This window comes from Corynebacterium pilosum DSM 20521 = CIP 103422, from assembly GCF_000373805.1.
In the GTDB taxonomy this organism is placed as follows: domain Bacteria; phylum Actinomycetota; class Actinomycetes; order Mycobacteriales; family Mycobacteriaceae; genus Corynebacterium; species Corynebacterium pilosum.
This window is the reverse complement of record NZ_KB892469.1, coordinates 19,891-45,767: the sequence shown is the minus strand read 5'-3', so window position 1 is coordinate 45,767 and position 25,877 is coordinate 19,891. Positions and strand designations below refer to the sequence as shown.

Here is a 25,877-nt window from a genome sequence, read left to right as displayed (position 1 = left end):
CAGGGGCTCATCCCCGCTAGCGCGGGGAACACGTGAAGTCCTGGTTCATTTCGGTGACAATCCGGGGCTCATCCCCGCTAGCGCGGGGAACACGTGAACACGATTTGGGCGATGCGGTCGCCTTGGGGCTCATCCCCGCTAGCGCGGGGAACACTCGCCGAAGTGGTTGGTGTCGAACCCGATGATGGGCTCATCCCCGCTAGCGCGGGGAACACTCCGTTTTGCACGGGTTGTCCTACTCGGGTGCGGGCTCATCCCCGCTAGCGCGGGGAACACCGAAGCCCAAAGCGCCTGTGGACGTCCGTTGTAGGCTCATCCCCGCTAGCGCGGGGAACACTTTCGGCCACGTCCTGCATGACCAGGCCGATGGGGCTCATCCCCGCTAGCGCGGGGAACACACGATGGCTGCAACTTCGTCTTCTTCGTACGTGGGCTCATCCCCGCTAGCGCGGGGAACACAGGCTGATACCCGTGAGGGGCCTGCGAAATGGGGGCTCATCCCCGCTAGCGCGGGGAACACGGGTCCTTGTTCGCGTCCCACACCTCGGATTTGGGCTCATCCCCGCTAGCGCGGGGAACACTGACCCCCTCACCCCGGCTCTCACCGTTTTGCCAGGCTCATCCCCGCTAGCGCGGGGAACACGAATCATGTGTGGTGGTTGATGACGATGGTGTGGGCTCATCCCCGCTAGCGCGGGGAACACAGGGCGAGGCTGCACCTCACCGTACCTACGGACGGCTCATCCCCGCTAGCGCGGGGAACACCACCACGAAAGGAACACACCACAATGAAAACCCGGCTCATCCCCGCTAGCGCGGGGAACACGGCGGCTTCCTCCACCCTCTGGAGTGGCAGGACGGCTCATCCCCGCTAGCGCGGGGAACACCCCGTGAACGTGGAATGGACACAGATAGCCGAGGGCTCATCCCCGCTAGCGCGGGGAACACTGTTGTGCCTTGTGCGTGGTGGCAAGCGGGTGGGGCTCATCCCCGCTAGCGCGGGGAACACTCGCCCGCCAGGTCCTCGACCTCCGAAACCAAAGGCTCATCCCCGCTAGCGCGGGGAACACATAATGTGGTTTATTGTCGTGCGTGTCGTGGGAGGCTCATCCCCGCTAGCGCGGGGAACACCCGGGCGTATTTATTGAGCGCGGTCTCTACCCAGGCTCATCCCCGCTAGCGCGGGGAACACCCTTAATGAACAGGGCTTTTGGGAGCCAGGATGCTAGTTTACACTCAACTTCAAAATAATTCTCGGACGTCTCAGTCATCGTCGACGGAATCGCGCACTAGCCCACCCCGTACGACGCCCGCTTCCGCTTGCCGCATCTGAACGTTTCTTAGTAGAACGCACCATCAGTGTCACTCCATCGAAATCTGTCGGTTCCCAATCGTGACGATGTGTGCGGAACTCCATTCCTTGTTCGTTATCCGACGAGAAAACTAGAATAGCTCGTCCATCACGGCACAATTCGACTGTTCTTTCCCACAACAAATCTCGAATCCTGGCTGAAGGTCGTCCAACGAAAACTCCTGGGCTGAGTTCCATAAGCCACTTCGTCAGGTCTCCCCTCAAGCCGGCGGGACATGCTGTTACGATGAGCACGATCAATGCTGATCAGCGCCCCAATTAACGCCGGCTGCTATGACTTCAAGCTCGCTCCACAGGATTAGATCCACGTCAGAGTACAAATCGCTTTCTGAGACTTCCAAAAGCGTTTGGAGGTCCCTCACCATCCTCTGCATTATATGCTTATCGACGATTAACTGGCGAAGCCTTTTGCGTACTGATGAACTGATCTCCATCTCTCCGCTAGCAACAACTTCGAAAGCACAAGGAATTGCTATTTCTGCCTTATAGAGATCTGCAAGATCATAAACGAAGCTACGATCTGTTCCGGAGTGTATGATCCCAAGACTTGGGATAAGGCCTAATCCTGCAATCACAGCGTGAGCAACTCCGTACAAGGCGGCGGACGCAGATGTGAGTGCTTGGTTGATCGGATCTCCGGAGGAAAAGTCATTAGGGTCGTAACGCCTTCCTGACCAGTCCACTCCTGTTCTTCGTGCGGCTTCGGCGTACGCTCGTTTCATGCGCGTGCCCTCTCGACCACGAAGTTGTGCCATATTTAACTTTGAAACATCTTCGTTTGGGAATCGCATCTGGTACATTTTGCGGGCGCAAGCAAGTCTGGTACGCTGGTTACTCCAAATACGTGCTTGAGCTTCAGCCAAGCGCGCAGTCTTAGCAGGTGGCCGTCCCGCCGCGTAGAACCTGATTCCTTTCGAACCTACCCAAACTACTGACGTACCCGAATCTCCCAGTAAAGACATTGCAGCATAAGTTATCTTTGTTCCAGGGCCAAGCAAAAGGACGGCGATCTGGGTTGAAGGAACATGTGCTACTCCGCGCTGATCAGTAATAGTCAGCGCATTGTTGTCTCGATTGAGTACAGCGCGCTCCACATAGAGAAACGATAATCGCTTCTCCATGCGGGTTAATGCCAACCTATCTATCGGTGACGCGCTAGGTTTATCAGCCATCACGTTGCCCCAAAGGAGCCAGGGTCATGAGTCCGCAACCATAGCCCTTCGCACGACCGATCCCGTTGCGCAAAGCATCACGAAACTTGGCCACATCTTGGATTTCAAGTTCTCCACCGAATCGTACAGTTGCTACCTTCACTCGCGAACGCCGATTATTCTTTTCCGGGTCTGATCGTCCGAAGTCCAAAAAATCTCGACTTAAAACACGCGGTTCACCAAGACCACCATCTGGGAGAGAAAATCCGTGCAGATCAGCTTTACGACGCAGCCAGGATAGTTGATGTTCAACAGAAACATGCGCTGTTACCTTACCGCGCTTACCCTCTCCTCTTGACTTACTTTGCGTTGGGTTAGCCACCAGCTCAAACCACCAACGTTGCCCCTTTAGTAGTGAATCGAGAAAACGATCATAATCTGCAGTCTGGGCTGGTATTCCATCCCATCCAGCGTCATCACTCAAAGTTTCGAGCTCAGGTTTGTTTGGGCCTACGATGTATAACACATGTTCATGCTGGCGTTTATCCAGTCTCCACAACACTCGCCCAGCATCACTGTCTTGCTGAGGAGGGAATGCCTGGGCCACCCGCGCATGCAACGCGTTAGGACTTGTGATTAGCTTTCTCCCTTCCCTTTTAGCAGGGCTAATAACAAACTTGGTGAAAGTTGTCATACCGACATCACCGCCTCCATAAATGGGTCATGGCTACGCCCAAACGCACTGTTATCAATTGCTTTCGAGCCAGCAAATACCACCGTGCGCCATCCGTACTTTCGATGCTGAGGATCGAATGAGATAGGGACATCTTGTCGCCTTTCTCCTTGTTCCCCTGGCCGCGCGTCACGGTAGACAGGAAGTTCTACCTTTTTACTCCGTACTTTCCGATGGGCGCTACTTGCAAACCATTCATCTTCTTCAAGGAGGGCTACGTCTGCAGCGGCCGGGACAATTCCCTGAACCAAGTTAGCCGGGGCAGGACACGACCGCCGCCCAAGAAAGAGTGGATAAGCCGGGTTACGCAGAGCTTCTTGAAGACCTTCAAGCAGCTCAAGATTCTCTGACTCTATTCCGACCAGAAATGCCGCATCTGAAAGATAGTAACGAGTGACCAGTTTTGCAGGATCATTCGGATTCTTTTGCCACGGTTGAGCCGTTTGGTAATCGCGCAACAATGACCCTGACTGGTCCACACGCACAGCAAGACTCAATGCAGCCAAATCCTCAATAGGATCCGTTCTCCGCCGACCTTCAGCCGCCGCTAAGAGTCCAACGATACCGGACTTTGTTGGCGTACTCCCCGTGCTTCTGGTCCGATAGCGCGAGTTATCTCCCCATGATTGCATTGGACCTTTAAGGAGCAGTTTCAGCGTATGCTCCACTTTAGTTCTCCTCAAGAACGTCAACGATCCTTCCTGGCAGATCCGGGAAAGAGACCGGTTCAGCCAGGTTTTCAAATGGTCGGCGCATGTCTTCACCAAGAGCTACCACGTAAGCGGCTTTCGGCTTCATGCCATAGTTCTCTTCAATCTCACGTTCTTCTGCTGCGAGCGCTTGTGCACTTGCCTCGCGACGTCCCTGACCATCTGTTGCTACCACTGGCTCTTCAAAGGCATTAACCAGTGACACGGATCGATCATCTCTAACAGCGACATACACTAGCTCTGGAAGCGTGTTGTTAGCGAAAGTATTCTGCTTACCAGTAGGCATGGAATTCACGAAGGCCTCCACGAGCTGCGCCACCGCTTGGGTCGGGGCTACTTCGCCACCAAGGTTCTTTTTTAATCCATCAACATTGATGGTGGCAAACCTGTACAGGGTGGACGACATCATCTGAACTGTGCCGATCATGCCTGCGCCAGATTCTTCAGCATCCTCGACGACATCGTCTACCGCTGTGAAATAATCAAACTCGGGCTGACTTTCATGTACGCCGAGCGCGTGAGCAACCTGCACTGAAGCATCGACGTTAAAACTCGGAGCATCGGCAAGCATCCGGCCGAAGGCAGCCATGTCAACTGAGTGACGCGTGTCAAGGATATCCTCTGCTTCTTTCTTAGAGAATTTTTCACCTTTGCGATCGATGATCGCCTGTGCGGCACGCTCGATTTGCTGTGGGCTCAGGAATAGAAGGTAGCTCGTCTCCGGATACTGCTTTTCCTGGTCCTCCTCAACTTCCTCATTCTTCTTTTTATCAGTGACTAGCTTGATCTTTGCCGCTTTAAAGAGCGCCGTTATACCCTCCGTAATCTGTTCATGAGTTAGGGAGTTGTCGAGCTCAGCCAACTTTTTCGCAATCATCGAAGGAATGCGCTTCGAGCGAGTACCCACAGTTTCGGGATCGAAGCGCGTTTCAAAATACTTGCGCATTGCACGCTTCCACGACTGGGATGAGACTCTCTGACGAGGCACCCCACCAAAAATGGCGGTCTTGGGAGCACCAGTGTCATCTCGGTTAATCAGGCTGGGAGGAAGAGTTTGAAGGATGTGAAGGTCAACAAAAGTAGACATGGATGTACCTTTCTAGGATTGTGGATTTGAATTCGAAAAATGAGATCTGGTTCCGTAGACAAAGTCCCGGCCCCAGCGGAGTTGGACACCTGAGCGTTTCTTGGCGTCCGCGAGTCTCCTTAAGTCGTCGGCAAAGCGCCCGTAGTCGAAGTTGATGTTGTTCCCACGCATAAGTGTGACAAGAGATCGGATATGCACAATGCGCGCAGCCTCATTCGTCGCCAAGAGCATTGCATCTACCCGAGGTTTGATTGAATTCGATAACTCCAAAGAATTGAGGATCCCGCAAGCGTAGGCAAAACTCTGCATCGGATTATGTGCGGGTTGTGTCGCCGATTGCATGTGGATCGCAAAAAGCGTCATTGCAGTTGCTGCTGCGTACTCAGAACTGGATGGTTTGTCTCCTTTCCCTAGCTCTCTTTCACTCAGTTCGGGCATCAAGATCATCAGAACCTCTTGAAGCAGAAGGGGATCGGTAAGTAAGGATCCTGACCCTGCCTTCCGAAGTCGCGCGAGCGTCGCTCGCGAACTAGTTGATCGCGTAGAACCCGCAGCTGACAGGTAATCAGACTGGAGCGCCTGGCACGTAGCTCGCACTGATGTCGATAGTGTGGGACCTGCTGCTGACGACTCTGTTCCTGTCTCGTCTTTAGAATCAGTCACTGTTTATCTCCTTTCGATGTACTCAGTTCTTCCTTGCTTGGAGGAACCGTGCTTGGCAAAATATTGTGGAGCTTCCTCTTCAGCTGGTTTAATGCCGAACCTGCTGAAATCACTTGGGGAGATTCACCTTCGCCCCGGGGAGGAAGGATGCGACCACTTAGCGCCTTTGGACCTGCTCCGCGAAGCTCTGTTTCAGCTAGCTCCATAACATGAGAGTAAACGGTCTGTTCCCACTCAGCCTCTGCATCAGCTGCATCTTGCGAGGTCGTTGACGCGGCATCGCTAAGTGTTGTCAACCACTCGACAAAGCTGAATTCAAGTTCCGAAAGCAACCTGTCAGTTAAGTCGCTGCGGAATTGATAGTCCCCTCCAGCAGCCTGGAGAAGATTGCCCCCGTAGGCTCCAAGAGCAATAGATGAATCACTGGCTTTAGCTGCCGCGTCTCGAGCTGACCTCCTCAGTGATCGATTGTCTGCAACAAGGATGTCGATAGGCATCCCAACATGTGAGTGCACTGTTGATGCCACCGATGATGATTGAGGGCCATATTCAACAGAGATCAGCTCCAAGTCCAGGTGTTTTGGCACTATCTTTCGAAATTCCGCAAGACTAGTCAGATTCTTTGGACGTTTCGGCGCCTTTTCCTTGGCTCCAAAGCCACCATCTGTTTCTGCAACAATGAGCGCATCGAGTGCGCGCCACAGCGTGCGTGTCGGGTCATATGGACGCGGATAATATACGTCTTTGTCCTTGGTGGACTTATTCTTCGACCACCGATACGGGGTCATCGGATCTTGAAGTACATTAGCTCCCGCATCTGGGATTTTGTCACCATTGGCGATAACCACCCTGGTAACTCGGCCCTCTTCGGTGAAGAGACGAACTCGTCGTACCTGCCATGTCGCTAGGTCTGCGGGACCCATAGGAAAATCGGGCACTATCGGATAGTTTTTCCATGGCGTTGCTTGACTACGAATGCTCGGACCGTCCGGAGTACGCTCCCAGACTGGGCGATCATCGGCATTCTTTAAAGCTTCCTCGATCGTGTTAAGAACGAGAGTGTGGCGCAAGTTCTTACCGTGAACGACGGTGGCGCCCGTCAATCCCGACCACCCTTGACCGATTGGATACCCTCTCCCGCCTTTGACCCTTGGATCGCCAAGTGCACCCGATTTAATTCCGCTGTAATCGAATGCTTGAATATAGACCAGCCAACGACTCGCTTCCTCGAGGGACAAAGAATCCAGTTCTGGCCCTGCACGCATCGTAAAATACGAATCTTGCGCTTCAGGCACAATCATCGTGATTTCTTTGGTTGAATCGTCCCTAGTGCTCAGATCCGGGACCTGCATAAAGGGTACTTCTGGGTGCAGCAAATCAAATCTTTCAGAAAACTTTTCCAAGTAGTCCAAGACTTGGTCATCGCGCTGATTCATGATTGCCACTTCTTGAGAATCGCTGAGCCATTCTCCAAAGCTATCGTTTTGGCCTAGCTGGTGCGCTCGCCAGAATATTGCGAGCAGCATTCGCAAGATCGCATAGTCTTGAGCTGGAGACTCGCCACGAACACGCGACAAAACGACTGTGCCATCAAAGACTTCTCGAACACTCACAGATATCGGATGGCCCGTGCTATCTTCGGCTCTGATCCAAGGCTCGTCGAGCAGTGAATACATATTCTTACTCCTTCCTTGCTTCTAGGTGTTGGGATTTCTTTCTGCGTTGGGGGCGGGGATCGTCCCCTATAAATCTTTTTCACGGTGAGTCTGCTTTCACTTGGAGTCCAAGATCTCGGGAGTAGTCCAATTGGAATCTGCCAAGGCGGCCTCGCCCTTGCGCGTCCAGAGTCACAGCAATTTTTCCTTTCAACATGTGGCTTCGAATCCACCCAGCAGGGGTTTGCTGCTCCGCGTCTGTCACGACCGCATCGAAGTCCTTCTCTCTCCGGGTCATCCGTACTGGCAGTCGGATAGTGGAGGCAAGAAGTTTCCGGGCAGTGGCTCTATCTGGTTCTTCATCTGGGGAAAGAAAGCCGGCTGATTCATCACCCCATACCCGAACGCCGTAGTCATTAACTTCACAAGCGATAACTTCCAAAGTGGGTTCCGCATCTCTGACCTGGGCAATCCCTGCCTCCTCTGACCTATCATTCGTCAAGAAGGAATACAGGCTTGTCAGCGTAGAAACCCCCGGCAGCGGGAGCTGAAAGTTCTTCGCCCTTTTCTCGGCTATCATCCTGTTCTCTTCAGAGCGGACCAGGGCCGACTTCCAAGCATCGTGCCACGCGGCTGGGATCGTCGGATCGTCTGGATCTTTGTCGTCAACCAAAGAGTAAGTATCCCGGACTAACTGTGCATTATCCTGTGGCCTTGTGTAGTAGGACGGCATTGTTAATAGCGTTGCTAGCAATACCGCCTCGTCATAGACAGCAGTGCTCCCCTTGTCGATGATCAGCACAGGTTGACGCTCCACAATTCCACGGAGGAAAATTCGCGGAACTTGCAGGTTAACTGGCCGATCCGAGGCAGGCCGCTTATGGCGCGCAACCCTGCCAACTCGTTGCACGAACGAATCCATGGGACACAAGTCTGTAATAATCATGTCAGCATCGAGATCGAGGCTTTGTTCGACAACTTGTGTCGCGACAACAACTAGACGATCAGGTCTGCCCTTGCCTCTGTGAGCCTGTGGCCCCAATTTCTGCCTTAAGTCGTCTTCCCGCTTCGAACGGTGCGTAGCTATAAACGCTGAATGGTGTAATTCGCATTCCCAAGGAAAAGATGTGCGGACAGTCTCGAAAGCTTCCTGAGCACGCCTGACGGTATTACATACGACAAGTGCAATACCTCCATCCGCCAAGGTGGACTCCAGTGTTGTTTTTAGAGACTCCAGATCGTCGTCGATGTACTCCACTTCCGCCCTGAACTCGCGGTCAGGCAGAGGACACGAGAAAGTGTTTATTCCATCAGCATTGACGGCAGTGATCAGTGGGCTTCTTATATCTGAAGCTAGTGATTCAAGATCTACCTCAGCGCCGGGCTCTGCTAAGCCTTTCATAAATGCTTCGACAAGTTCTCCGCGCCGCGCTGGTGTGAGAGTGGCTGACATGAGAACCACCGTGGCTCCATAACGCGCCAGCCATGCGAGGACCACCCTCAGGTAGGACGACATGTACACATCGTAGGAGTGAACTTCGTCAATGATGATCACTTTTCCTGCAAGGCCAATATGCCGAAGCATTAAATGGCGCATCTGCAATGCCATCATCAAAACCTGGTCAACGGTTCCCACCGAGAAGTTCGCTAGCACTCCCTTTTTAGGGCCGTTCAACCATTGAGTAGCGACTACATTCCCGGCCGAGCCTTCGTCGCCCACATTTCGGATATTCAGGTCATTGAAGCTTGGGTTGAGATAGTTTTTCGAGTGGGCGAGGTACATACTCGCCACTTCGTGTTCACTTGAAGTATTAGACGCCCACTCCACTGTCCTATCAAATAGCCCATTGCTAGTGGCCATTGTCGGTGCAGCCAAGAACACGCCTTGAGCGCCTTGCGCCAGACCAACGATTTCAGCGATTCCGAGGCCTGCCTCTGTCTTCCCCACTCCCGTCGGGGCTTCAATAACGAAGAGAAATGGTCCTTCCCACCCACAAGCCAATCGAGCTGCTTTTGTTGCTTGAATTTGAATCGGACGAGCTTCCCACTGGTCCGGCCAACCGAAGGACATGCGATAGTAGTCGTGATCCTCTGCTGGGAGCTCTTTATGGTTCCAAGGCCGAGTGAGATCTACTTTCAAAAGCGCCTCTTCTAATCGGCGACCTTGGTCTCCCCAACCGCCAAGAGGGAACGAATATGTGTTGGAAGCCAGCCAATCCGAAAGTATGATTAAACCCGTGAGAAGCTGGATAGTCTCGACCTTAATAGACTGTAACTCACTCTTTAACCTGTTAAGAACTGGGCCAACATTTGAGGCTCTCGCGATTGCGGAAGTCAGCTCGTCCTGCGCTTCGGTCCATTTAACCGGTTGGAATTCAATCTCTTCTTCGGCAGCCGCACTATATGCCGTGGCTGGTACCCCGTGGTGCGCACCTACGGTTTGCGCCAGCGGCAAAGCCTGCAAGGGTCGCAGATCAAAGTGTTCTACCAGCCACCCGTAGAGGATTTCCTCGGAAAGAGCACTGTGTGGAACCCAGCCGTCCCAGTCACCTTCAGACGCTTTGCGGTACACAGTAAAGCCAGCATCTTCAACGGCATCAGCTAGGTGCGCACACTCCGGCTTATATGCCACCTGCCCCTGGAATGGCTGTGTCGCTTTACCAATGTCATGAACCCCCGCCAAGAACACCAGAAGAGCCCCCGTTTCAGCCCCAGAAAGCCCAGTGAACTTCGTAAGTGTTCGCCTGACCTGGTCTGATACCCAATTGTTCCATAAGACCGCTGCCACGCTCGCTGAATCTGCCATATGCTGAGGCAAACTCAGCCACTCCAATCCGTCTCCAGATTTCGCCCATAGAACTCGAACACTGTTCGAACAGTGTTCCAGTTCCGTGTCCAGAGCATTTGTCAGACTGGCAATGTCCACAAACTCGGCGCGATTAGCGTTCATGCCTTAAGCATATTACATGAGGAAACAACTTCGCAACCGATACCAACTAGACGTTGATAGTAAAAGAAATTTTTAAGTAAAATCTGTGCGAGTAGCATGGGGGCGGTCAAACAATTTCCCTGCCAAGCGGGGATGAGCCGGTCTAATTGGTATCGGCGACCACTTCCCCGCGTAAGCGGGGTTTCCTTTTCCATCAATCTTCTAAGGCCGACCTCCGCCATCTACACCACGGGCAGGGCAGCCTCCTTACTATCGGGCCGAGGGGTGGACGAATTTTTGGAAACTACCCCATGTGTAGCCCGCGTGGTTTGACCAGCCGGAAAGTGAACCAACGTATCCGCGACCCGGGATCCAGGCCGGGCCTCCGGAATCACCATCGATCAGACCCCGCTTGTCACCGTAAATATTCTGTCCAACCACGTGGGCGATGCAGCCACGGGTGACGTGCTGAGAACGCGCGCCAACCGCACAGATTTCATCGCCAGGTGAAGGCCGCTCCCTAACCATCGCTGTCTGATCGCGGGGGCTTTCGCAGCTTCTTGATCTTGGAGCGCCGCCGCTTCGCATCCATGCGCCGTCGGACCGATCCCTGCGTGGGCTTGGTCTTCTTCCGCGGTGGCGGTGGCGGCGCCAAGGCCTCGCGAAGCATTGCGGCAAGACGATCTCTCGCATCGTTACGGTTACGCAGCTGCGAGCGCTGCGCGGCGGCCTCCACGGTAAGAACCGTCGTGCCCAGGTTCATGATCGCGCGCGCCTTCTGCTTCTCACTCAGCGCACTGCTCTGCTCAATATCGAAGCTGAGCTGGACTTTGCTGTCGGTCGTATTCACACTCTGCCCGCCTGGGCCGGATGAGCGCGCGAACCTCTCAGTCAGGTCCGCCGCAGGAATGACGAGGCCATTCGGCACGCCTGGCCCTGGGGCAATCCTCACATCACGCATGCCTCCACCATAGGCTTCGGCCTCCCGGCGCGGGCTAGACCACAGCGTTGATCAGGCCGGCGGCTGCTTCGGCGTCGTCCACGGTGACGGTGAACTTGCCGTTGTTTAGTTCGAGTACGAGTGCGGCACCAGGGCGCAGGATCAGTCCCCACCCGCGGGTCAGTGACCAGCGGAATCCGAGGCCCCCGAACTCTGCAGCGGTGACGGTTACTGCCCGGGCGGAGCGGATGCGCTCCGGGGCAAATGTGTAACCGATTCCGGGCAGTCCGGAATCGATGCGCACTCCCCCTTGGGATACGGTCACCGTGGTTTCGCGCAGGGCGATCGTCGTTAAGCCAACAGCGGCAGCTCCTGGAAGACTGCGCGTGGCCAGCGCGCCGGTGCCTGCGCCGATTGCGATCTGTGCCCAGGCGGGCATGCTGGATCCGGTGCTGACGGAGGCGCGGGCGCCGTCGGGCAGGTCCAAGGGGGTTGCGGGTGTGTGGTCGTCGCGTCCGGGGAGAAGGTAGGCGCCGGCTGCGCCGAGTGCTGTGCCGAGGGCTACTTTGGTCCATGCTTTCATTGGGTGGCTCCTTGATCGAGGGCGTCGTGAAGGTCCTGCAAACTCATCCCGGCCTCTTTGCCCGCGGCGAGCAGGTCGGCGACAGCTCGCGCGACACCGGCCGCACTAGGCTTAGCGACGACCACTGCTCCCCGACCGCGCCGCATATCGATGAGGCGGTCGTCGCGCAGCTGGTTGTAGGCCTTGAGGACGGTGTGCACATTGACATCAAGCGAATCCGCAAGCCGACGCGCGGCCGGGAGCCGCTGACCTACCGCGACCTGGCCCTGTGCGATGGCGGCCCGAAGCTGGTCAACCAGCTGGTCGTGGAGGGTGTCGGCGGAGTTGGGGTCGATAACAATGAGCACACCCAACATTATAGTTGTTCTAGTGGTAATAGAACAAGTTCTGGAGGCTCTACAGATGCCTTTAAGATTAGGATCATTCAAGACGGTCATTCGTCGTAAAGCGAAGAAAGGGGAACCCATGGGACGCCCACCAGCCCGAGCTGCCTCGCCCGAGCAGGCGCCTAGGTTGCTCACTTTTTACCACGACATCATTGCTGCCTCGGATGCGGATGCCGGCTGGCAGGTGGGCAGCTACCCCACCCGGGACATGCTGGAGTATCACTGCGAACGTGGGGAGTTGTTTTATATCGGCGAGGTGGACGCGGCGTTCGTGCTGACGTCGGAGCTGACACGCGGTTATGACGACGTGCCGTGGCGCATCGACGCTGCTCCGGACCAGATCGCGTCGATGCACATGGTGGGCGTTCACCCGTCTGCGCAGGGGAAAGGGATGGGGCGCTTTATGATGCGGGAGGCGGCCCGGCTCGCCCGCGCGCAGGGGTGCACTGTGCTTCGCCTGGATGTTTATCCGGATAATGCGCCAGCGGTGAAATTCTATGAGGCCGTGGGCATGACTAATCTGGGCCGGCACACCCTTGAGTACGAAGGGTTTTCGCCGGAACAGAACTACATGTTTGAGATGGCGCTTTAGAGGCTTTAGCGACTACTCGAAATCGATCTTGAAGTGTTCCGGCTTCACCCAGCCGAGGCGGGCGTAAAGCCAGCTAAAGAAGGTGGATAGAACGATCGGGGCAATGATGAAGATGCCGACAACGATGGCGATATTGCCGCCAGTCCAGCCCCAGCCCTCGTAGTTGAGGGCAGCCAATGGACCGACTAGGCCGGAGATGCCGAAACCTGCGGAGATCGGGGTACCGGAGATTCCGAAGATGCCACCCAGCGCGCCGAGTACTGCAGCGGTGGACAGCAATGGCAGGAAGTTCAAGGGGCGGCCCCACACGTTCGCCATCTGTACCTTGGGTGAACCCAGCAGTGGAAGCAGGGAGGTACCCGGCCCGTTGACTTTCCAACCGGCAATGCACAGGCAGAAGCCCGCGGCCACCACACCCAAGTTTGCGGTACCGGAGGCAACGCCTGCCATGGAGATGGCCGTGGCCAAACCCACCGTGGAGACCGGAGAGACGATCATGATGCAGAACAACACCGCGAGCACAATACCCATGATCACCGGCTGCAGATCGGTCGCACCGTTCACCAGGTTGCCCAGCCACACGGTGAAGGCCTTGACGATCGGGAAGGTCACCACCCAACCGATACCACCAGCAATGACCACGGTCAGGGTAGAGAGGAACAGGATGGTGTAAGAGCCCAGGCGGTGTCCGATCAGCAGGAGCAGGCCGACTGCGATAGCTGCGGTCAGGCCCGAGTTAAGCACCAGGCCAGTACCTTGGACCAGGAAGCCACCGGTTTCCTGGGGCACGGCAATCCCCGAGCCCAGCACCGATGCGAGCCCCACGCAAGCAGTTTGAATCGGGGTGAGCTTGAACTGCAGGCCCACCATAATGCCAATGAGGATCGGCAGCATCGCAGACGACAGGCTGACCATATTGATGATGGTCTGTCCCTGCGGGAACACCGGCAGCAGCGCGGTGAAGATCTCACCGAGCAGCGCCTGCGGGACCAGCGCCACGACCACGGCAATGGAGATGCCGTTGAGCACATTCATGGTGAATGAGCCAGGCGTGAGCTTGTCGTCTGGCTCAGCGGGTCCAGTGGGAGAGGTAGCGCGAATCGGCTCCTCAGATTCGGGAGCTTGTATGTTTGCCATAGAAAGATTAAACCCCACCACGTGCGTTTTACTCAACGCTGACCTGGTGGGGTTTAGGCGGCTGGTGCTTAAGGGAACAGACCACGCATGTGATGGGCATCTAGAACACGCTCAACTGCCATCGCGACAGCCGCCTCCCGCATGGTGATGTCCTTCTCTTCGGCAAAGGCCACCACGTCATTCCACACGGACATCATGGCTTCTTCCTGGTTCGCCTGGACACGCTCCAGATCCCACCAGAAGTTGTCGCGCGATTGCACCCACTCATAGTAAGAGACCAGCACGCCACCTGAGTTAGCCAGAATATCGGGCACAACCATGATGCCCTTGCTGTTCAGGATTTCGTCGCCACCAGAGGTGGTAGGCCCGTTCGCAGCCTCGATAACAACCTTGGCCTTGATCTGATCCGCATTGTCCGAGGTGATCACACCTTCCACAGCAGCAGGGATCACGGCGTCAACGTCGAGAAGCAAAACCTCAGCCGGATCCATCGCCTCCGCGCCCGCGAAGCCCACCACCTTGCCAGTCTCGTCGACATGCTCCGCCAAAGCCTCCGTGTCGATGCCATCCGCGTTGTAGATCGCGCCGAACACGTCCGACACCGCGACGACCTTCATGCCAGCCTTCTCCATGAAGATCGCGGCATCACGCCCGACCTTGCCGAAGCCCTGCACGGCAGCGGTAGCGCCCTCAACCTCGATGCCCAGCTGCTTGATCGCCTCGCGCGTAGTGATGAACACACCCAGGGAAGTCGCCTCCGCGCGGCCAACCGAACCACCCAGCGACACCGGCTTACCCGTAACAATGCCCGGGGCCGTATACCCCACCGCCGTGGAATAGGTGTCCATGAACCACGCCATGGTCTGCGCGTCAGTGCCCACGTCGGGAGCGGGGATATCCACCTCAGGCCCGATGATCGGCAGGATTTCCGCCACGTAACGACGAGTAATGCGCTCCCGTTCCGCCTCTGAATACTTCGTCGGGTCAAACGCCACGCCACCCTTCGCGCCGCCATATGGCAGGTTGAGCAGGGCACACTTCCAAGTCATCAGCATGGACAGCGCGCGGACCTCTTCCATGTCCACGTCCTCCGCGTAGCGGGTACCGCCCTTACCGGGGCCGCGGGTGAGGTTGTGCTGCACACGGTAGCCGTGCAGGACTTCGCGGGTGCCATCGTCGCGGCGCACTGGGATCGCCACCGATAGCTCGCGGCGTGGGGTGGCCAGCAACTCATAGTCATCGTCGGAAAAGCCCAAGATTTCCTGGGCGGCCCTGAGTTGCTTCTTGGCGTCGTCAAAGGCGGTGCCGGTTTCGGGGGTGTTATCTGCCATAGCGAGGTTCTCCTTATGTTTTCGCTCTAGTTTATATCGGTTGTATCACTTTCGTACTACTTTTCAGGCGGTGGGTTACACCTGCACGCGCTATTTGGCCGACAAATCCCGCTTTTGTTCTGACAAACCTCGAATTTGTCGGCCGAATGGTGCGCTAAGAGGTGCGCGCCCTACACGGTGGACTTTTCTAACGATTGCCTATACACAAAGGCCCAAGCCCCTCCTTACACCACGGATCTTTCCCAGCCGTTCTAATCCGCCACTGTTCCGCGTATTGGCGATTCACTGGTGGATTTGGCACTCCTTTTCCCCCGCGTGCACTTTTCGGCCGACAAAACCCGCTTTTGTTCTGAAAAAGCTCGGATTTGTCGGCCGAATAGCGCAGCCCAAGGGTGGCAGCCACAAAAATGAGGGCCCTCAAAGCCGAGGGCCCTCAAAGTTGCGGTTCTAGACGGTGAACTTCTCCACGTGGGAATCGTCCTCAGAGGAGGTGCCCACGTACACCGTGAACTCGCCCTCAGGCACCACGAAGTCATGGGCCACAATGTCCCACACGCCCAGCGGGTGGTTGGTGGCTGGAGAATCAATGTTCAGCTCGACGGTCTCCGAAGCACCCGGCTCCAAGTGAACCTTGGTGAAACCAACCAAGCGCTTTGGCGGCTGGCCAGCAACAGGAATACCCAGGTAGACCTGCACAACCTCCGCACCAGCAACATCGCCAGTGTTAGTCACCTTGGCCGACACCTTCACGCCCTCAGCGGAACCGGAGACGGAAACGTCGGAAAGTTCGAAGGTGGTGTAGCTCAGGCCGAACCCGAATGGGAAGGCTGGGGTAACGTCGTTGGCCTGGAACCAGCGGTAACCCATCTCAAGGCCCTCGGAGTAGCGGATGGTGTTGTAGCCCTCGCCCTCGTCGGTGCCTGGGTAGCGCTCTGGGTGGTTGTGGCCAATCCAGTCCTCATCCTTCTTCGGGTAGGTGGTGGGCACCTTGCCGGATGGGTTGACCTTGCCAAACAGCAGGTCGGCGACCACGTGCCCGTCTTCAACACCCTGGTTCCATACCTCGAGGACGGTCGCGGCCTTGTCCAGCCATGGCATGACCATCGGCGCGGAGGATTTTAGCACGACCACGTTGTTGTCGTTCGCGTCCAGCAGCGCCGGGATCATCTCATTCTGCTGGTGTGGCATCTGCATGGTCTGGGAGTCCGCGCCCTCGGTAGCGATCAGGCCGGCCATGATGACCACCAGGTCTGCGTCCTTCGCGGCAGCAATGGCCTCGTCCAGGTTGGAGAGGTCGCGCTCGACGACGAACAGGTCCACCTGGGCGTCGGAGCCCAGCTCCTCCAGAACATCCTGCATGCCCGGCTGTGGCGCCACGGTGTAGATCGGCTTGACCTTGGAGGATCCGCCACCGCCCTGGCAGGCGCGCTCCGCGAACTTGTCCTGGCCGACGATAAGGACCTTCTTATTGGCCTTCGGGTCCAGTGGCAGCAGCTTGTCGTCGTTCTTCAGCAGCACCGCCATCTGGGCGCCGATCCGACGAGCAATCTTGCCGTGCTTCTCACCATCGATGTCCACTGGGTTGTACTCACGGTCGAAGTGGTTGAAGCGGAACATCTGGGTGTAGCGGCGGACCAAGGCACGGTCGACCAGCTCGATCTCCAGCGACGTATCTTCCAGCGCCGCCTTGATGTTCTCCTCGTTTAGCCACTTCGCATCTGGCATCTCGTGGTCCAAGCCTGCGTTGATAGAGGCAGCACAGGAGCGGGTGGACCAGAAGTCCGACTGCACGTAACCTTCGAAGCCCCAGTCGCGGCGCAGGACGTCGTTAAGCAGGTAGCGGTTCTCAGTGGCGTAATCGCCGCGCACACGGTTATAGGCGGACATCATCGAGGCGATCTCGCCGTCCTTGACCAGCATCTCAAAAGGCAGCAGGTAGAGCTCGCGCAGAGTGGTCTCATCGAGTTCCACGTTGGTGCGGAAGCGCTCATACTCCTGGTCGTTGACGGCGTAGTGCTTGCCCATCGCGATAATGTCGTGCGACTGAATCGCCTTGGTGATCGCCACACCCATCGCGCCCGACAAATATGGGTCCTCAGAGAAGTATTCGAAGTTGCGGCCCGCAGTGGTGGTGCGGTGCAGGTTCACGGCCGGGCCTTCGAGGACGTGCTGGCCGGCGTCGTCGGTTTCCTGGCCGATGATGTCGCCGTACTCAGAGGCAAGCTCGGTGTCGAAAGAGGCGGCAACGCCAATCGTCATCGGAAGGGCGGTTGCGTGAGGGGCGTCATTGCCGTCGCCCATGCCCACGCCAACCGGGCCGTTGGTGATGCGGAAGCGCGGAATACCCAACTCGTCGAGAGCCTTCACGTGGCGCTCCACGTTAATCTGGGCGGTGAGCTGCTCCATCGCTTCTTCATCTTCGGCCTCACTGGAGATGCCGTAGATGTCGATGGTTTGCATTCCGCCGTGCAGCTGAGCGATCTTCTGCTCCAGCGTCATATTCTCCACGAGCTTTTCCGCGCGCTCGCGATCAGTCAGTGATTCATCCATCCATGGACGGTCTGCATTCTCGGCAGTCATGGTGCGATCCTTTCGTGTGGCGCATATCGCTAACTTATTTCTAAGGTGACGAACACTATTCTACGAACAAGCAGGCACCTCGGCTAGGAGTTTCACGATATTGCAGGCGGCGCGACGAGTCCCCAGTACCCTCTACGCTGGGAGCCATGAAACTTGAGATAAACACAGTCCGCGACACCTTCCACCGCGCCCTGCGCACGCACGGCATGAATGAGGCCCAGGCCGCCTCCACCGCCAACGTTTTCCTCGATGCAGAGCTGGCCGGCAAATCCAGCCACGGGGCGTTTCACCTGCTCACCTACCTCTCCGCGCTGGACAACAACAGCATCAACGGCCACGCCCAGCCCACGGCAGACGTGCGCGGATCGGTGATCACCATTAACGCTGACGCAGGCTTGGCCCAGTTCGCCCTCGAGTCCCACCTGGGCCCCCTTCTGGCTACCGCGCGCGAGCAGGGCGTGGCTGTCGCCGCCGTCCGCAACACGTACACCACGGGTGAGCTGGGCTGGTACCCACGATTTTTCGCGCGCCACGGCTTCATTAGCTTAACGACGACCAACTCGCCCGCCCTGGTGGCTCTTTCTGAGACGGGGCGCCGCGTGATTGGCACGAACCCTGTGGCATTCGGGGTGCCTGATGCCATGGTGATCGACCAAGCCATCAGCCCGTCCGCTTTCCATACGGTGCGCCAGTACGCCGAGCGCGGCGAGGAACTGCCGGAAGGGTGGGCCGTTGACGACAACGGTGCACCGACCCGGGATGCGCGCACCGCCGTCGAGGAGGGCGCGCTCCTCCCATTCGGCGGCCACCGCGGAGGAAACCTAGCGCTCATGGGTGAAATGTTGGCGATGCTCGCGGGCGGGCGATCGTCGTTAAGCGCTGCGGAACAAGGTAACGGTCAGCCCGGGGTGGGCCTGTTTTCGCTAGTGCTGAACCCGGACTTTTTCGGCGAGGACGCGCTGGAAAGGCTGGGCGCGCAACTGGACACCCTGCGTGAGCAGCACGAGGTGTACATCCCCGGGCGTGACCGGCCGACGCCGAACGAGGTGGAGATCGATGACGCGACCTGGCAGAAGCTGCAGGGCCTGATGTAGCCGTGAATGTATTGAGCACACCATTCTTGCCATACAGATAAGTATGCCTATACTGAACCGTATAGTCTATTGTTTAAATTTAAAACCATACGGAAGTAAGAATGTCAACAACGCTCACTACTAAAAAACCAAAGACAGGAGGCGGCAAAATCTTCGGCGCCCTCGTCGGCTCCGCGATGGAAGTCTTCGACTGGTCCATCTACACCACATTCGCCGCCTTCTTCGCGGTCTCCTTCTTCGGCCCCGGTGGTGGGGATACCCAGGCGTTTATTAATTCCCTGATCGTCTTCGCCGTCGGGTTCATCGCCCGCCCGGTGGGTTCCCTGCTTTTCGGGTATATCTCGGACGTGCGGGGGCGGCGGATCTCGCTGTTCCTCACCTCCCTGACCGCCATGGTGGGCACGCTGATCATCGCATTCGCCCCCACCCATGAGCAGGTGGGCATTGGTGCTGCGATCATCCTGATCGTCGCGCGCATTGTCCAGGGACTCGCCCACGGCGGTGAGCAGCCCGCCGCCGGCGCTTATGTTTCGGAACGTTCGACGCCGTCCAACCGCGGCCGCATGTCGTCGCTCATTTACGTCTCCATCCTCATCGGCGGCCTGCTTGCCACACTGCTCGGCGCGATTCTCACCGGCGCTGTCAGCGAATCCGACATGTTCGCGTGGGCTTGGCGCATCCCATTCATCGTGGGTGGCATAGGTTCCCTGATCGCCCTGTATTTTGTGTGGAGGCTGGAGGAGACAGAGGTGTTTGAGGACGTCTCCGCCACCACAAAGCAGCGCCCGAACCTCTTCAAGGAGATGGTGCGCGCATGGCGCCCAGCCCTGCAGATTATTGGCCTGACCTTGGGCATCACCATCGCCTTCCAGAACTGGGCGGCAATGTCCGGGTTCCATATTTCAATCCTGGATTCCAACCCGAACCACGTGCTGTGGACTGCCGTGGTCGCGAATATCTTGGCGATCATCGCACTCCCACTCTGGGGTGCCCTGTCGGACAAAATCGGCCGCAAACCAGTTTTGATCATCGGGTTCGTCGGCCTAGCACTGACCACTTTCCCCTTGATGCAGTTCCTTGACGGCTCCTGGCAGCACATGCTCATCGCCATGGGCGCATCGATGATTCTGCTGGCGGCACCGCTTTCCATCCTCCCCGCCCTCATGGCGGAGCTGGTCCCCACCTCCATCCGCACGATCGGCGTCGGTTTTGCCTACGCCATCGCCACCGCAATCTTCGGCGGTACCGTGCCCGCATTGCAGGCATGGATCGGCGAGCAGTGGAGCCCACAACATTTCGGCGTCTATGTCACCCTCACCGTTGTGGTCTCCCTGGTGGTGACCTTCTTCATCCCGGAAACACGCGGCAAGGATCTTTCCGACGAACACACCACCGCACACCAGAACTAAGCAAGAAGGGACAACCCACACACCTATGTCAAAGAAAAACACCTCACAGCATCTAGACCAGGAAGTCGGCCAGAAAGGCGAATTCAAACGCCAGAAGAACCGCTTCACCACACCTTTCGGTACTGGGCCAGACGATCTTCCTGTCGAAGCAGGAAAGTATCGGTTGATCGTCGGCAAGCTGTGTCCGTGGGCGCACCGCCAGCTCATCGTCCGCGAAGTCCTAGGCCTCGAGGATGCGATCAGCGTGGGCGTCATTGACCCGATCCGTGGTGACAACGGGTGGGAATTCAACCTTGATCCAGGCCAGAAAGACCCGGTGCTGGGCATTCATGAGCTCCGCGAGGCCTACCTCAACGCCGACCCAGACTTTGATGGACGGCCCACCGTGCCCGCTGTCGTCGATATTGCCAGCGGGAAGGTTGTCAATAATGACTATTTCAAGCTGAGCAACTATTTCGAAGTTGAATGGCGCGATCTGCACGGTGAGAACGCACCGAATTTGTACCCCGAGCATCTGCGCGAGGAGATGGATCAGCTGGCTGACTTCATCTTCCACCGCGTGAACAATGGCGTGTACAAGTGCGGTTTCGCCCGGTCGCAGGAAGCCTATGAGGAGGCCTACTTCCAGCTCTTCGAAGCACTGGATATGCTCGAGGAACACCTGGCTGACAAGCGTTTCCTCATGGGCGATCACATCACCGACGTGGACGTGCGCCTGTTCGCGACACTCGTGCGTTTCGACGCCGCCTACCACGGCGCGTTCCACTGCAATCGCAATCAGTTGATCGATTTCGACAACCTGTGGGGCTATGCCCGCGACCTGTACCAGACGCCCGGTTTTGGATCCACGACCGACTTTGACCACATCAAGCGCCACTACTACTCAATTCCCGTGGTGAAAAGTGAGTATGGCATCACCCCGGTCGGCCCTGATGAGTCCGGCTGGACCGCGGCGCATGGTCGCGAACGCTTATCGATGACACCCGACCAAAAGTTCCTCCCATTCGAAAATTAAGGAGTATTGAATTGGCTATTTCTGAACGTAAAAACGAAACCGATGGCAAGGGTGGGTTCAAGCGGCAAACATCCGCATTTACCACCTCTTTCGGCCCTGGCGAGGATGAATTGCCGGTCGAATCCGGGCGCTACCGCCTTGCCGTATCCATGATCTGCCCGTGGGCCCATCGCCAACTGATCGCCCGCGAACTGCTTGGCCTGCAGGATCACATCAGTGTCGCGGTGGCATCGCCACGTCGTACGCTGAAAGGCTGGCGGTTCAGCCTGGACGAGGGGAACCGCGACCCCGTCTTAGACATCGAGTACCTTGATGAGGCCTACCGCGCCGCCGACCCCGACTATTCCAAGCGCGGCACGGTCCCGGCGTTCATCGACATCCCGAGCGGCAAGGTGGTCAATAACAATTTCCACAGGCTTTCGAATGAGCTCGAGGTCAACTGGGCACCGCTGCACGCGGAAGATGCGCCCGAGCTGTACCCGGAAGAGCAGCGCGCTGCGATCGATGAGTTCAATGACTGGCTCTTCCACACGGTGAACAATGGCGTGTACAAGTGCGGCTTCGCCACCACGCAGAAGGCCTATGACGAGGCCTATGATGCGTTGTTCGAGGGCCTCGACCAACTGGAGGAACGCCTGAGCACGCAACGTTTCCTGTGGGGCGACTACATCTCTGATTCCGATATCCGCTTGTACGCCACCCTGTGCCGTTTCGACGCCGCGTACTACGGCGGCTTCAAGGCGAACCGCAACCGCTTGATCGACTTCGAGAACCTGTGGGGTTATGCCCGCGACCTGTACCAGACACCCGGTTTCGGGTCCACGACCGATTTCGAAGCCATCAAGGAAGGCTACTTCGGTGGCGAGGGTGTGCTCAGCGAGGATGCCGAACCGATTATCCCCAAGGGCCCCGACCAGTCCGGCTGGGACGAGCCACATGATCGCGCCCGCCTCTCGGATGACCCGGAGAGCAAGTTCCGGGCGAAAAGTGCCTAAATAAATTAAGCACCTAGAGTAGGAAGCATGTCTTTAACGCAGCCTGACCAAGCCACCCGTGCGCTAATCGATAGGGTTGCGCCGCACTTGCCGACGACCGGCCGGCTGGGTGTGGCCTATTCCGGAGGGGTGGACTCCGCCACTTTGTTGGCGATCTGCCACTACCTGCTGGGGCATGAGCGCACCTTGGGGATCACCGCGATTTCTGCCTCCTTTGCGGCACGCGAGCGTGCCATGGCGCGTGACACCGCCGCGCTGATCGGTGCTGAGGTGGTCAAGGTGAAGACCCATGAGGATGAGATCGAGGCCTACCAAGAAAACGACACTGACCGGTGCTACTTCTGCAAAAATGAGATGTTCGAGGTCATTGACCAGTCGGTCGTCGATAAGCACGATCTTGTCGCTGTGGCCTATGGCGAAAACGCTGATGACGCAGAGCGGATCGACCGGCCTGGCGCACGTGCCGCCACGGAGCATGGGGTGCTGCGCCCCTTAGCTGATGCGGGCTTGACCAAGGAGGATGTGCGAGCGATCGCGCGTGGGTTTGGTTTGCCTGTGGCGGAGAAGCCGGCGGCGCCGTGTTTGGCGTCGCGGGTGCCGCATGGGCTGCCGGTGAACCGGGAGAAGCTCGCCCAGATTGAGGGCTTGGAGCTGACGCTCTATGAGTTGGGTTTTTCGGATTCGCGGGTGCGCCACCATGAGAAGATTGCGCGGATTGAGCTGTTGCCGGATGAGATGGCGCGGGCTGCTCAGCCGGAGGTGGCGGCGCGCATCGTGGAGTCTGCGCGTGAGCTGGGGTTCACGTATGCCACGGTGGATCTGCGGGGGATCCAGTCGGGCGCGATGACATTGGCGGCGCTGAAGGACAAGTTGCAGTATGTGGGGGCGCAGGAGCCTGGGGCGGCAGCGGACCGCACCTAGCGCCTGCGCCCCGTGGGACCCCACGAGTGGCTACCGGCTAGCGGGAGGCATAGTTTGGGTCCTGCACGAAGGCCGAGTTCAGCCACTCCTCGGGTACCCCGAGGCCGTCGACCAAGTCGTCGGCGTTGGTGGCCAGTTCGGCGCAGAGGCGTTCCACGGTGGTGGTCAGCGCCCGCGACCGGGTGCCGTCGATTTGGCCGTGCTCGAGGAACCAGGAGCGGTGGCGGCGGAGCACGCTCAGCGCGTACAGGTCGCACAGCTTGATCAGCAGGTCGCGGGCTGGGCCCTCGGCCGTGTCACCGATCCCGCCGATGAAAGCCTCTAGGATCACGCGGTCCATGTGAGCCTTCGCGGCGGCAATGAGGTGGTTCTGGCAGCTGTTGAAGCCGGCGAACTGCTCCTCTTTGGGCAGTTTCAGCACGTCGCGCATGCGCATACCCAGCGATTCGACGATGCGCTTTTCACGGAACTCCAGCATCTCTACCTGCCAGCCGCGGGCCAGCAGGATCTCGTCGCCCTTCTTCCGCTGCGCCGTGGCGATCAAGCGGTCGATGGTGGCCGTGGCGGTGGTGCGCTCCAGCAGGCGGTTGCCCACCAGGGCTGCGGAGCGGCGCGCGGCCTCCAGCATGTCGAGGTCTTTCCAGCTGGACTGGAACTCCGCCAGCAGGGAGCGGCCGACCAGCTGGAACAACACGGTGTTGTCGCCTTCGAAGGTGGCGAAGACATCGGCGTCGCCACGCAGGGTGGTCAGGCCATTTTCTGTCATGTATCCGGCGCCGCCGCAGGCTTCGCGGCAGACCTGGATGGTGTCGTTGGCCCAGCGGGTCTGTACTGCCTTCAGCCCAGCGGCGCGTGCTTCGAGTTCTCGGGTGGTTTTCTCGTCGGCACCGTCGCGGACCTGCTGGAAGTGTTCGATGACGCGGTTTTGGGCAAATCCCATGGCGTAGGCATAGGCGATCTCAGGCATCAGCTTCTTCTGGTGCGCCTGGTACTCCAGGATGGTGACGGGTTCGCCCGTGCTGGTGGCAAATTGAGTGCGGCTCAGCCCGTAGCGGGTGGCGATGGTCAGCGCTCGTCGAGTAGCGGAGGCCGCCGCCCCGCCGACGGAGATGCGCCCGCGGACCAGAGTGGAGAGCGTGGTGTAGAACCGCTTCCCGCGGTGCTCGATGGGCGAATGGTACTGGCCGTCGTCGTCGACTGTGCCATAGCGGTTCAGCAGGTTGGTCCGCGGAACGCGGACGTGGTCGAAGGCCATGGTCCCGTTGTCCACGCCAAGCAAGCCGCCTTTGAGGCCGTGGTCGCCTAGAGTCACCCCGGGGAGGGCCTCGCCTGCGTCGTCACGCACGGGTACGACGATGCAGTGCACGCCGTGGTTTTCACCCTCGACGATGAGCTGGCCGAACACTGCTGCTAGCTCACCATGTTCGGCGGCGTTACCGATATAGGCCTTGCGGTCCTCCGGCGTGGGGGTGTTGATCTCAAACTCATCGTCGTCCGGCACATAAGTGATGGTGGTGCCCAGGGATTGGACGTCACTGCCGCGGCCGAGTTCGGTCATCCCGTAGCAGCCGGTCGTCGTGGTATCGATGATGCCGGGCATCCACTTCTGGATCTGCTCCTCGTTGCCCAGGTTCAAGATCGCGCCACCGAACAGGCCCTGCTGGACGCCGCTTTTCACCGTGAGCGAAAGATCACCCATGGCAAGGATTTCGAACGCGGCGATTGACGTGGCCATGGGCTGGCCGTCGCCGATACCTTCCGGCAAGCCGATCTTGCTAAAGCCTGTGCCTGAGAGTTCCTTTAGCGATTCGAGGACCCATTGGCGGGCCTGATCCATCGACTGGTCATAGGGGCGAACCACCATGTCAGGGGGTAATTCCTGGCGCAGTCGCTGCTTAAGTTCGTGGTGTGGTCCGTCGAGGGCTTCGCGTAGTGCGGGTCCGTGCATGCTCATTGTTCTGCTCCTTCTACTTCTTCAACTTGGTTGCGTTCAGGTATGGGGTGAACAGTTCTTCGAGAGTGTCGATGATCTCTTCCTTCGGCTTCTGCCTGCCGGTGGCCACCCAGCGGTCGGTCACCGCCCAGATCGCGCCGACGATGGCCTGCGCCACGATGTCGCCGCGCTTTTCGAAGCCGTGCTCCCGCAGCAGTTGCGCCACCCGCTCCCCGATCAGCGCAGTCAGCGTGACAACAGGGTCGCTACCCTGGCCGATGGCTGAGTCGGGGGTGGTTGTCACGAACAGGTACACGCCGGGATCCTTATCGACGAGATCCAGGTACGTCCCCGCCAGGTCAACCAGAAGTTGTGGCAGCGGGGTGGCGGGGCTGGGGGTCAGGGGTAGGTGGCGGTAGATGTACTCCACGGTGCGGTTGACCACCGCTGCCCAGAGCCCGGCGCGGTCATTGAAGTGCCGGTAGAACACTGCTTTGGACGTGCCAGCGGTTTCGGCGATGGCGTCCATGTGCACGCCTGCGCCGTGGGCGCGGATGGCACGAATTGTGTCCGCGAGCAGCTGTTCTTTCTTCTCCTGGCGGTGTTTTTCCCAGCGGGTGGAGCGGCCGTCGGGGGCAGTTGTCGAAGCGTTCATGAAACT

At 58.0% G+C, this 25,877-nt stretch carries 22 protein-coding genes and 1 CRISPR repeat array; of the genes, 6 read left to right on the top strand and 16 right to left on the bottom strand.

The genetic code is table 11. From position 1 onward, the window contains the following. Positions 1-4: 4 nt before the first annotated feature. A CRISPR array of direct repeats spans positions 5-1,192; the repeat unit is 28 nt; unit sequence GGCTCATCCCCGCTAGCGCGGGGAACAC. A 75-nt stretch (positions 1,193-1,267) separates the two neighbouring features. The 11 genes from cas2e to B097_RS0110185 all read right to left on the bottom strand — a co-directional run bounded on the left by cas2e (position 1,268) and on the right by B097_RS0110185 (position 12,179). Then, positions 1,268-1,612, bottom strand: a complete 345-nt coding sequence (gene cas2e, locus B097_RS13370; protein WP_081618056.1) for a type I-E CRISPR-associated endoribonuclease Cas2e — start codon at positions 1,610-1,612, stop codon at positions 1,268-1,270. Further along, the gene (gene cas1e, locus B097_RS0110230) at positions 1,609-2,544 is read right to left on the bottom strand and encodes a type I-E CRISPR-associated endonuclease Cas1e (RefSeq protein WP_026254460.1); all 936 of its coding nucleotides are present in this window, start codon (positions 2,542-2,544) and stop codon (positions 1,609-1,611) included. Before cas1e ends, cas2e begins: the two co-directional genes overlap by 4 nt. Next, positions 2,537-3,217, bottom strand: a complete 681-nt coding sequence (cas6e, locus tag B097_RS13365; RefSeq protein WP_081618055.1) for a type I-E CRISPR-associated protein Cas6/Cse3/CasE — start codon at positions 3,215-3,217, stop codon at positions 2,537-2,539. Before cas6e ends, cas1e begins: the two co-directional genes overlap by 8 nt. Next, entirely contained in the window at positions 3,214-3,924 is a 711-nt protein-coding gene (gene cas5e, locus B097_RS13360) for a type I-E CRISPR-associated protein Cas5/CasD (RefSeq protein WP_081618054.1), read from the bottom strand. The genes cas6e and cas5e overlap by 4 nt, the downstream gene beginning before the upstream one ends. 1 nt (position 3,925) lies before the next feature. After that, positions 3,926-5,053 carry a type I-E CRISPR-associated protein Cas7/Cse4/CasC gene (gene cas7e / locus B097_RS0110215; RefSeq protein ID WP_026254459.1) on the bottom strand — a complete coding sequence of 376 codons (1,128 nt, stop codon included), beginning with the start codon at positions 5,051-5,053 and terminating at the stop codon, positions 3,926-3,928. A 12-nt stretch (positions 5,054-5,065) separates the two neighbouring features. Continuing rightward, on the bottom strand, positions 5,066-5,650 hold the full coding sequence (gene casB, locus B097_RS0110210; RefSeq protein WP_026254458.1) for a type I-E CRISPR-associated protein Cse2/CasB: 585 nt from the start codon (positions 5,648-5,650) through the stop codon (positions 5,066-5,068). Between the two features lie 62 nt (positions 5,651-5,712). Further along, positions 5,713-7,392 (bottom strand): type I-E CRISPR-associated protein Cse1/CasA, encoded by a 1,680-nt coding sequence (casA, locus tag B097_RS0110205; RefSeq protein WP_018582429.1) that lies wholly within the window; start codon positions 7,390-7,392, stop codon positions 5,713-5,715. A gap of 79 nt (positions 7,393-7,471) precedes the next feature. After that, the gene (locus B097_RS0110200) at positions 7,472-10,321 is read right to left on the bottom strand and encodes a CRISPR-associated helicase/endonuclease Cas3 (protein WP_081618053.1); all 2,850 of its coding nucleotides are present in this window, start codon (positions 10,319-10,321) and stop codon (positions 7,472-7,474) included. Between the two features lie 499 nt (positions 10,322-10,820). Next, entirely contained in the window at positions 10,821-11,261 is a 441-nt protein-coding gene (gene arfB / locus B097_RS0110195; protein WP_018582427.1) for an alternative ribosome rescue aminoacyl-tRNA hydrolase ArfB, read from the bottom strand. A 34-nt stretch (positions 11,262-11,295) separates the two neighbouring features. Further along, positions 11,296-11,823 carry a hypothetical protein gene (locus B097_RS13175; RefSeq protein WP_018582426.1) on the bottom strand — a complete coding sequence of 176 codons (528 nt, stop codon included), beginning with the start codon at positions 11,821-11,823 and terminating at the stop codon, positions 11,296-11,298. After that, positions 11,820-12,179 carry a GntR family transcriptional regulator gene (locus B097_RS0110185; RefSeq protein WP_018582425.1) on the bottom strand — a complete coding sequence of 120 codons (360 nt, stop codon included), beginning with the start codon at positions 12,177-12,179 and terminating at the stop codon, positions 11,820-11,822. The genes B097_RS13175 and B097_RS0110185 overlap by 4 nt, the downstream gene beginning before the upstream one ends. A gap of 109 nt (positions 12,180-12,288) precedes the next feature. Between B097_RS0110185 and B097_RS13170 the strand changes: the two genes are divergently transcribed. Next, entirely contained in the window at positions 12,289-12,801 is a 513-nt protein-coding gene (locus B097_RS13170; RefSeq protein WP_018582424.1) for a GNAT family N-acetyltransferase, read from the top strand. 12 nt (positions 12,802-12,813) lie between these two features. Here B097_RS13170 and B097_RS0110175 read toward each other — a convergent pair whose 3' ends face one another. The 3 genes from B097_RS0110175 to B097_RS0110165 all read right to left on the bottom strand — a co-directional run bounded on the left by B097_RS0110175 (position 12,814) and on the right by B097_RS0110165 (position 17,849). Next, a complete protein-coding gene (locus tag B097_RS0110175) occupies positions 12,814-13,836 on the bottom strand; it encodes a PTS sugar transporter subunit IIC (RefSeq protein WP_026254455.1) in 1,023 nt (340 codons plus the stop codon). A 170-nt stretch (positions 13,837-14,006) separates the two neighbouring features. Then, the gene (locus B097_RS0110170) at positions 14,007-15,269 is read right to left on the bottom strand and encodes a Glu/Leu/Phe/Val family dehydrogenase (protein WP_018582422.1); all 1,263 of its coding nucleotides are present in this window, start codon (positions 15,267-15,269) and stop codon (positions 14,007-14,009) included. Positions 15,270-15,716: 447 nt separating this feature from the next. Then, positions 15,717-17,849 (bottom strand): beta-glucosidase, encoded by a 2,133-nt coding sequence (locus B097_RS0110165; RefSeq protein WP_018582421.1) that lies wholly within the window; start codon positions 17,847-17,849, stop codon positions 15,717-15,719. A gap of 146 nt (positions 17,850-17,995) precedes the next feature. Between B097_RS0110165 and B097_RS0110160 the strand changes: the two genes are divergently transcribed. From B097_RS0110160 to larE, 5 genes are all read left to right on the top strand, one after another. Then, complete coding sequence (locus B097_RS0110160) at positions 17,996-18,943, top strand: Ldh family oxidoreductase (protein ID WP_018582420.1); 948 nt, start codon at positions 17,996-17,998, stop codon at positions 18,941-18,943. A 101-nt stretch (positions 18,944-19,044) separates the two neighbouring features. Next, positions 19,045-20,352: an MFS transporter gene (locus tag B097_RS0110155; protein ID WP_018582419.1), complete on the top strand. Its 1,308-nt coding sequence runs from the start codon at positions 19,045-19,047 to the stop codon at positions 20,350-20,352. A 25-nt stretch (positions 20,353-20,377) separates the two neighbouring features. Further along, positions 20,378-21,367 (top strand): glutathione S-transferase family protein, encoded by a 990-nt coding sequence (locus tag B097_RS0110150; RefSeq protein WP_018582418.1) that lies wholly within the window; start codon positions 20,378-20,380, stop codon positions 21,365-21,367. Positions 21,368-21,378: 11 nt separating this feature from the next. Beyond that, a complete protein-coding gene (locus B097_RS0110145; protein ID WP_018582417.1) occupies positions 21,379-22,362 on the top strand; it encodes a glutathione S-transferase family protein in 984 nt (327 codons plus the stop codon). A 27-nt stretch (positions 22,363-22,389) separates the two neighbouring features. Continuing rightward, positions 22,390-23,283 carry an ATP-dependent sacrificial sulfur transferase LarE gene (larE, locus tag B097_RS0110140; protein WP_018582416.1) on the top strand — a complete coding sequence of 298 codons (894 nt, stop codon included), beginning with the start codon at positions 22,390-22,392 and terminating at the stop codon, positions 23,281-23,283. Between the two features lie 37 nt (positions 23,284-23,320). Here the strand turns inward: larE and B097_RS0110135 are convergent, their stop codons facing one another. Together B097_RS0110135 and B097_RS12890 are read right to left on the bottom strand one after the other, a co-directional pair. Then, positions 23,321-25,237: an acyl-CoA dehydrogenase family protein gene (locus tag B097_RS0110135; protein WP_018582415.1), complete on the bottom strand. Its 1,917-nt coding sequence runs from the start codon at positions 25,235-25,237 to the stop codon at positions 23,321-23,323. 13 nt (positions 25,238-25,250) lie between these two features. Continuing rightward, positions 25,251-25,871, bottom strand: a complete 621-nt coding sequence (locus B097_RS12890; RefSeq protein ID WP_018582414.1) for a TetR/AcrR family transcriptional regulator — start codon at positions 25,869-25,871, stop codon at positions 25,251-25,253. Between the last annotated feature and the right edge of the window lie 6 nt (positions 25,872-25,877).

Bases quoted from the DNA above. Each gene is read 5' to 3' on its own strand.
- cas1e (WP_026254460.1), bottom strand. From the start codon at position 2,544: ATGGCTGATAAACCTAGCGCGTCACCGATAGATAGGTTGGCATTAACC.
- cas6e (WP_081618055.1), bottom strand. From the start codon at position 3,217: ATGACAACTTTCACCAAGTTTGTTATTAGCCCTGCTAAAAGGGAAGGG.
- cas7e (WP_026254459.1), bottom strand. From the start codon at position 5,053: ATGTCTACTTTTGTTGACCTTCACATCCTTCAAACTCTTCCTCCCAGC.
- casA (WP_018582429.1), bottom strand. From the start codon at position 7,392: ATGTATTCACTGCTCGACGAGCCTTGGATCAGAGCCGAAGATAGCACG.
- B097_RS0110200 (WP_081618053.1), bottom strand. From the start codon at position 10,321: ATGAACGCTAATCGCGCCGAGTTTGTGGACATTGCCAGTCTGACAAAT.
- arfB (WP_018582427.1), bottom strand. From the start codon at position 11,261: ATGCGTGATGTGAGGATTGCCCCAGGGCCAGGCGTGCCGAATGGCCTC.
- B097_RS13175 (WP_018582426.1), bottom strand. From the start codon at position 11,823: ATGAAAGCATGGACCAAAGTAGCCCTCGGCACAGCACTCGGCGCAGCC.
- B097_RS0110185 (WP_018582425.1), bottom strand. From the start codon at position 12,179: ATGTTGGGTGTGCTCATTGTTATCGACCCCAACTCCGCCGACACCCTC.
- B097_RS13170 (WP_018582424.1), top strand. From the start codon at position 12,289: ATGGGACGCCCACCAGCCCGAGCTGCCTCGCCCGAGCAGGCGCCTAGG.
- B097_RS0110175 (WP_026254455.1), bottom strand. From the start codon at position 13,836: ATGAATGTGCTCAACGGCATCTCCATTGCCGTGGTCGTGGCGCTGGTC.
- B097_RS0110170 (WP_018582422.1), bottom strand. From the start codon at position 15,269: ATGGCAGATAACACCCCCGAAACCGGCACCGCCTTTGACGACGCCAAG.
- B097_RS0110165 (WP_018582421.1), bottom strand. From the start codon at position 17,849: ATGACTGCCGAGAATGCAGACCGTCCATGGATGGATGAATCACTGACT.
- B097_RS0110160 (WP_018582420.1), top strand. From the start codon at position 17,996: ATGAAACTTGAGATAAACACAGTCCGCGACACCTTCCACCGCGCCCTG.
- B097_RS0110155 (WP_018582419.1), top strand. From the start codon at position 19,045: ATGTCAACAACGCTCACTACTAAAAAACCAAAGACAGGAGGCGGCAAA.
- B097_RS0110150 (WP_018582418.1), top strand. From the start codon at position 20,378: ATGTCAAAGAAAAACACCTCACAGCATCTAGACCAGGAAGTCGGCCAG.
- larE (WP_018582416.1), top strand. From the start codon at position 22,390: ATGTCTTTAACGCAGCCTGACCAAGCCACCCGTGCGCTAATCGATAGG.
- B097_RS0110135 (WP_018582415.1), bottom strand. From the start codon at position 25,237: ATGAGCATGCACGGACCCGCACTACGCGAAGCCCTCGACGGACCACAC.
- B097_RS12890 (WP_018582414.1), bottom strand. From the start codon at position 25,871: ATGAACGCTTCGACAACTGCCCCCGACGGCCGCTCCACCCGCTGGGAA.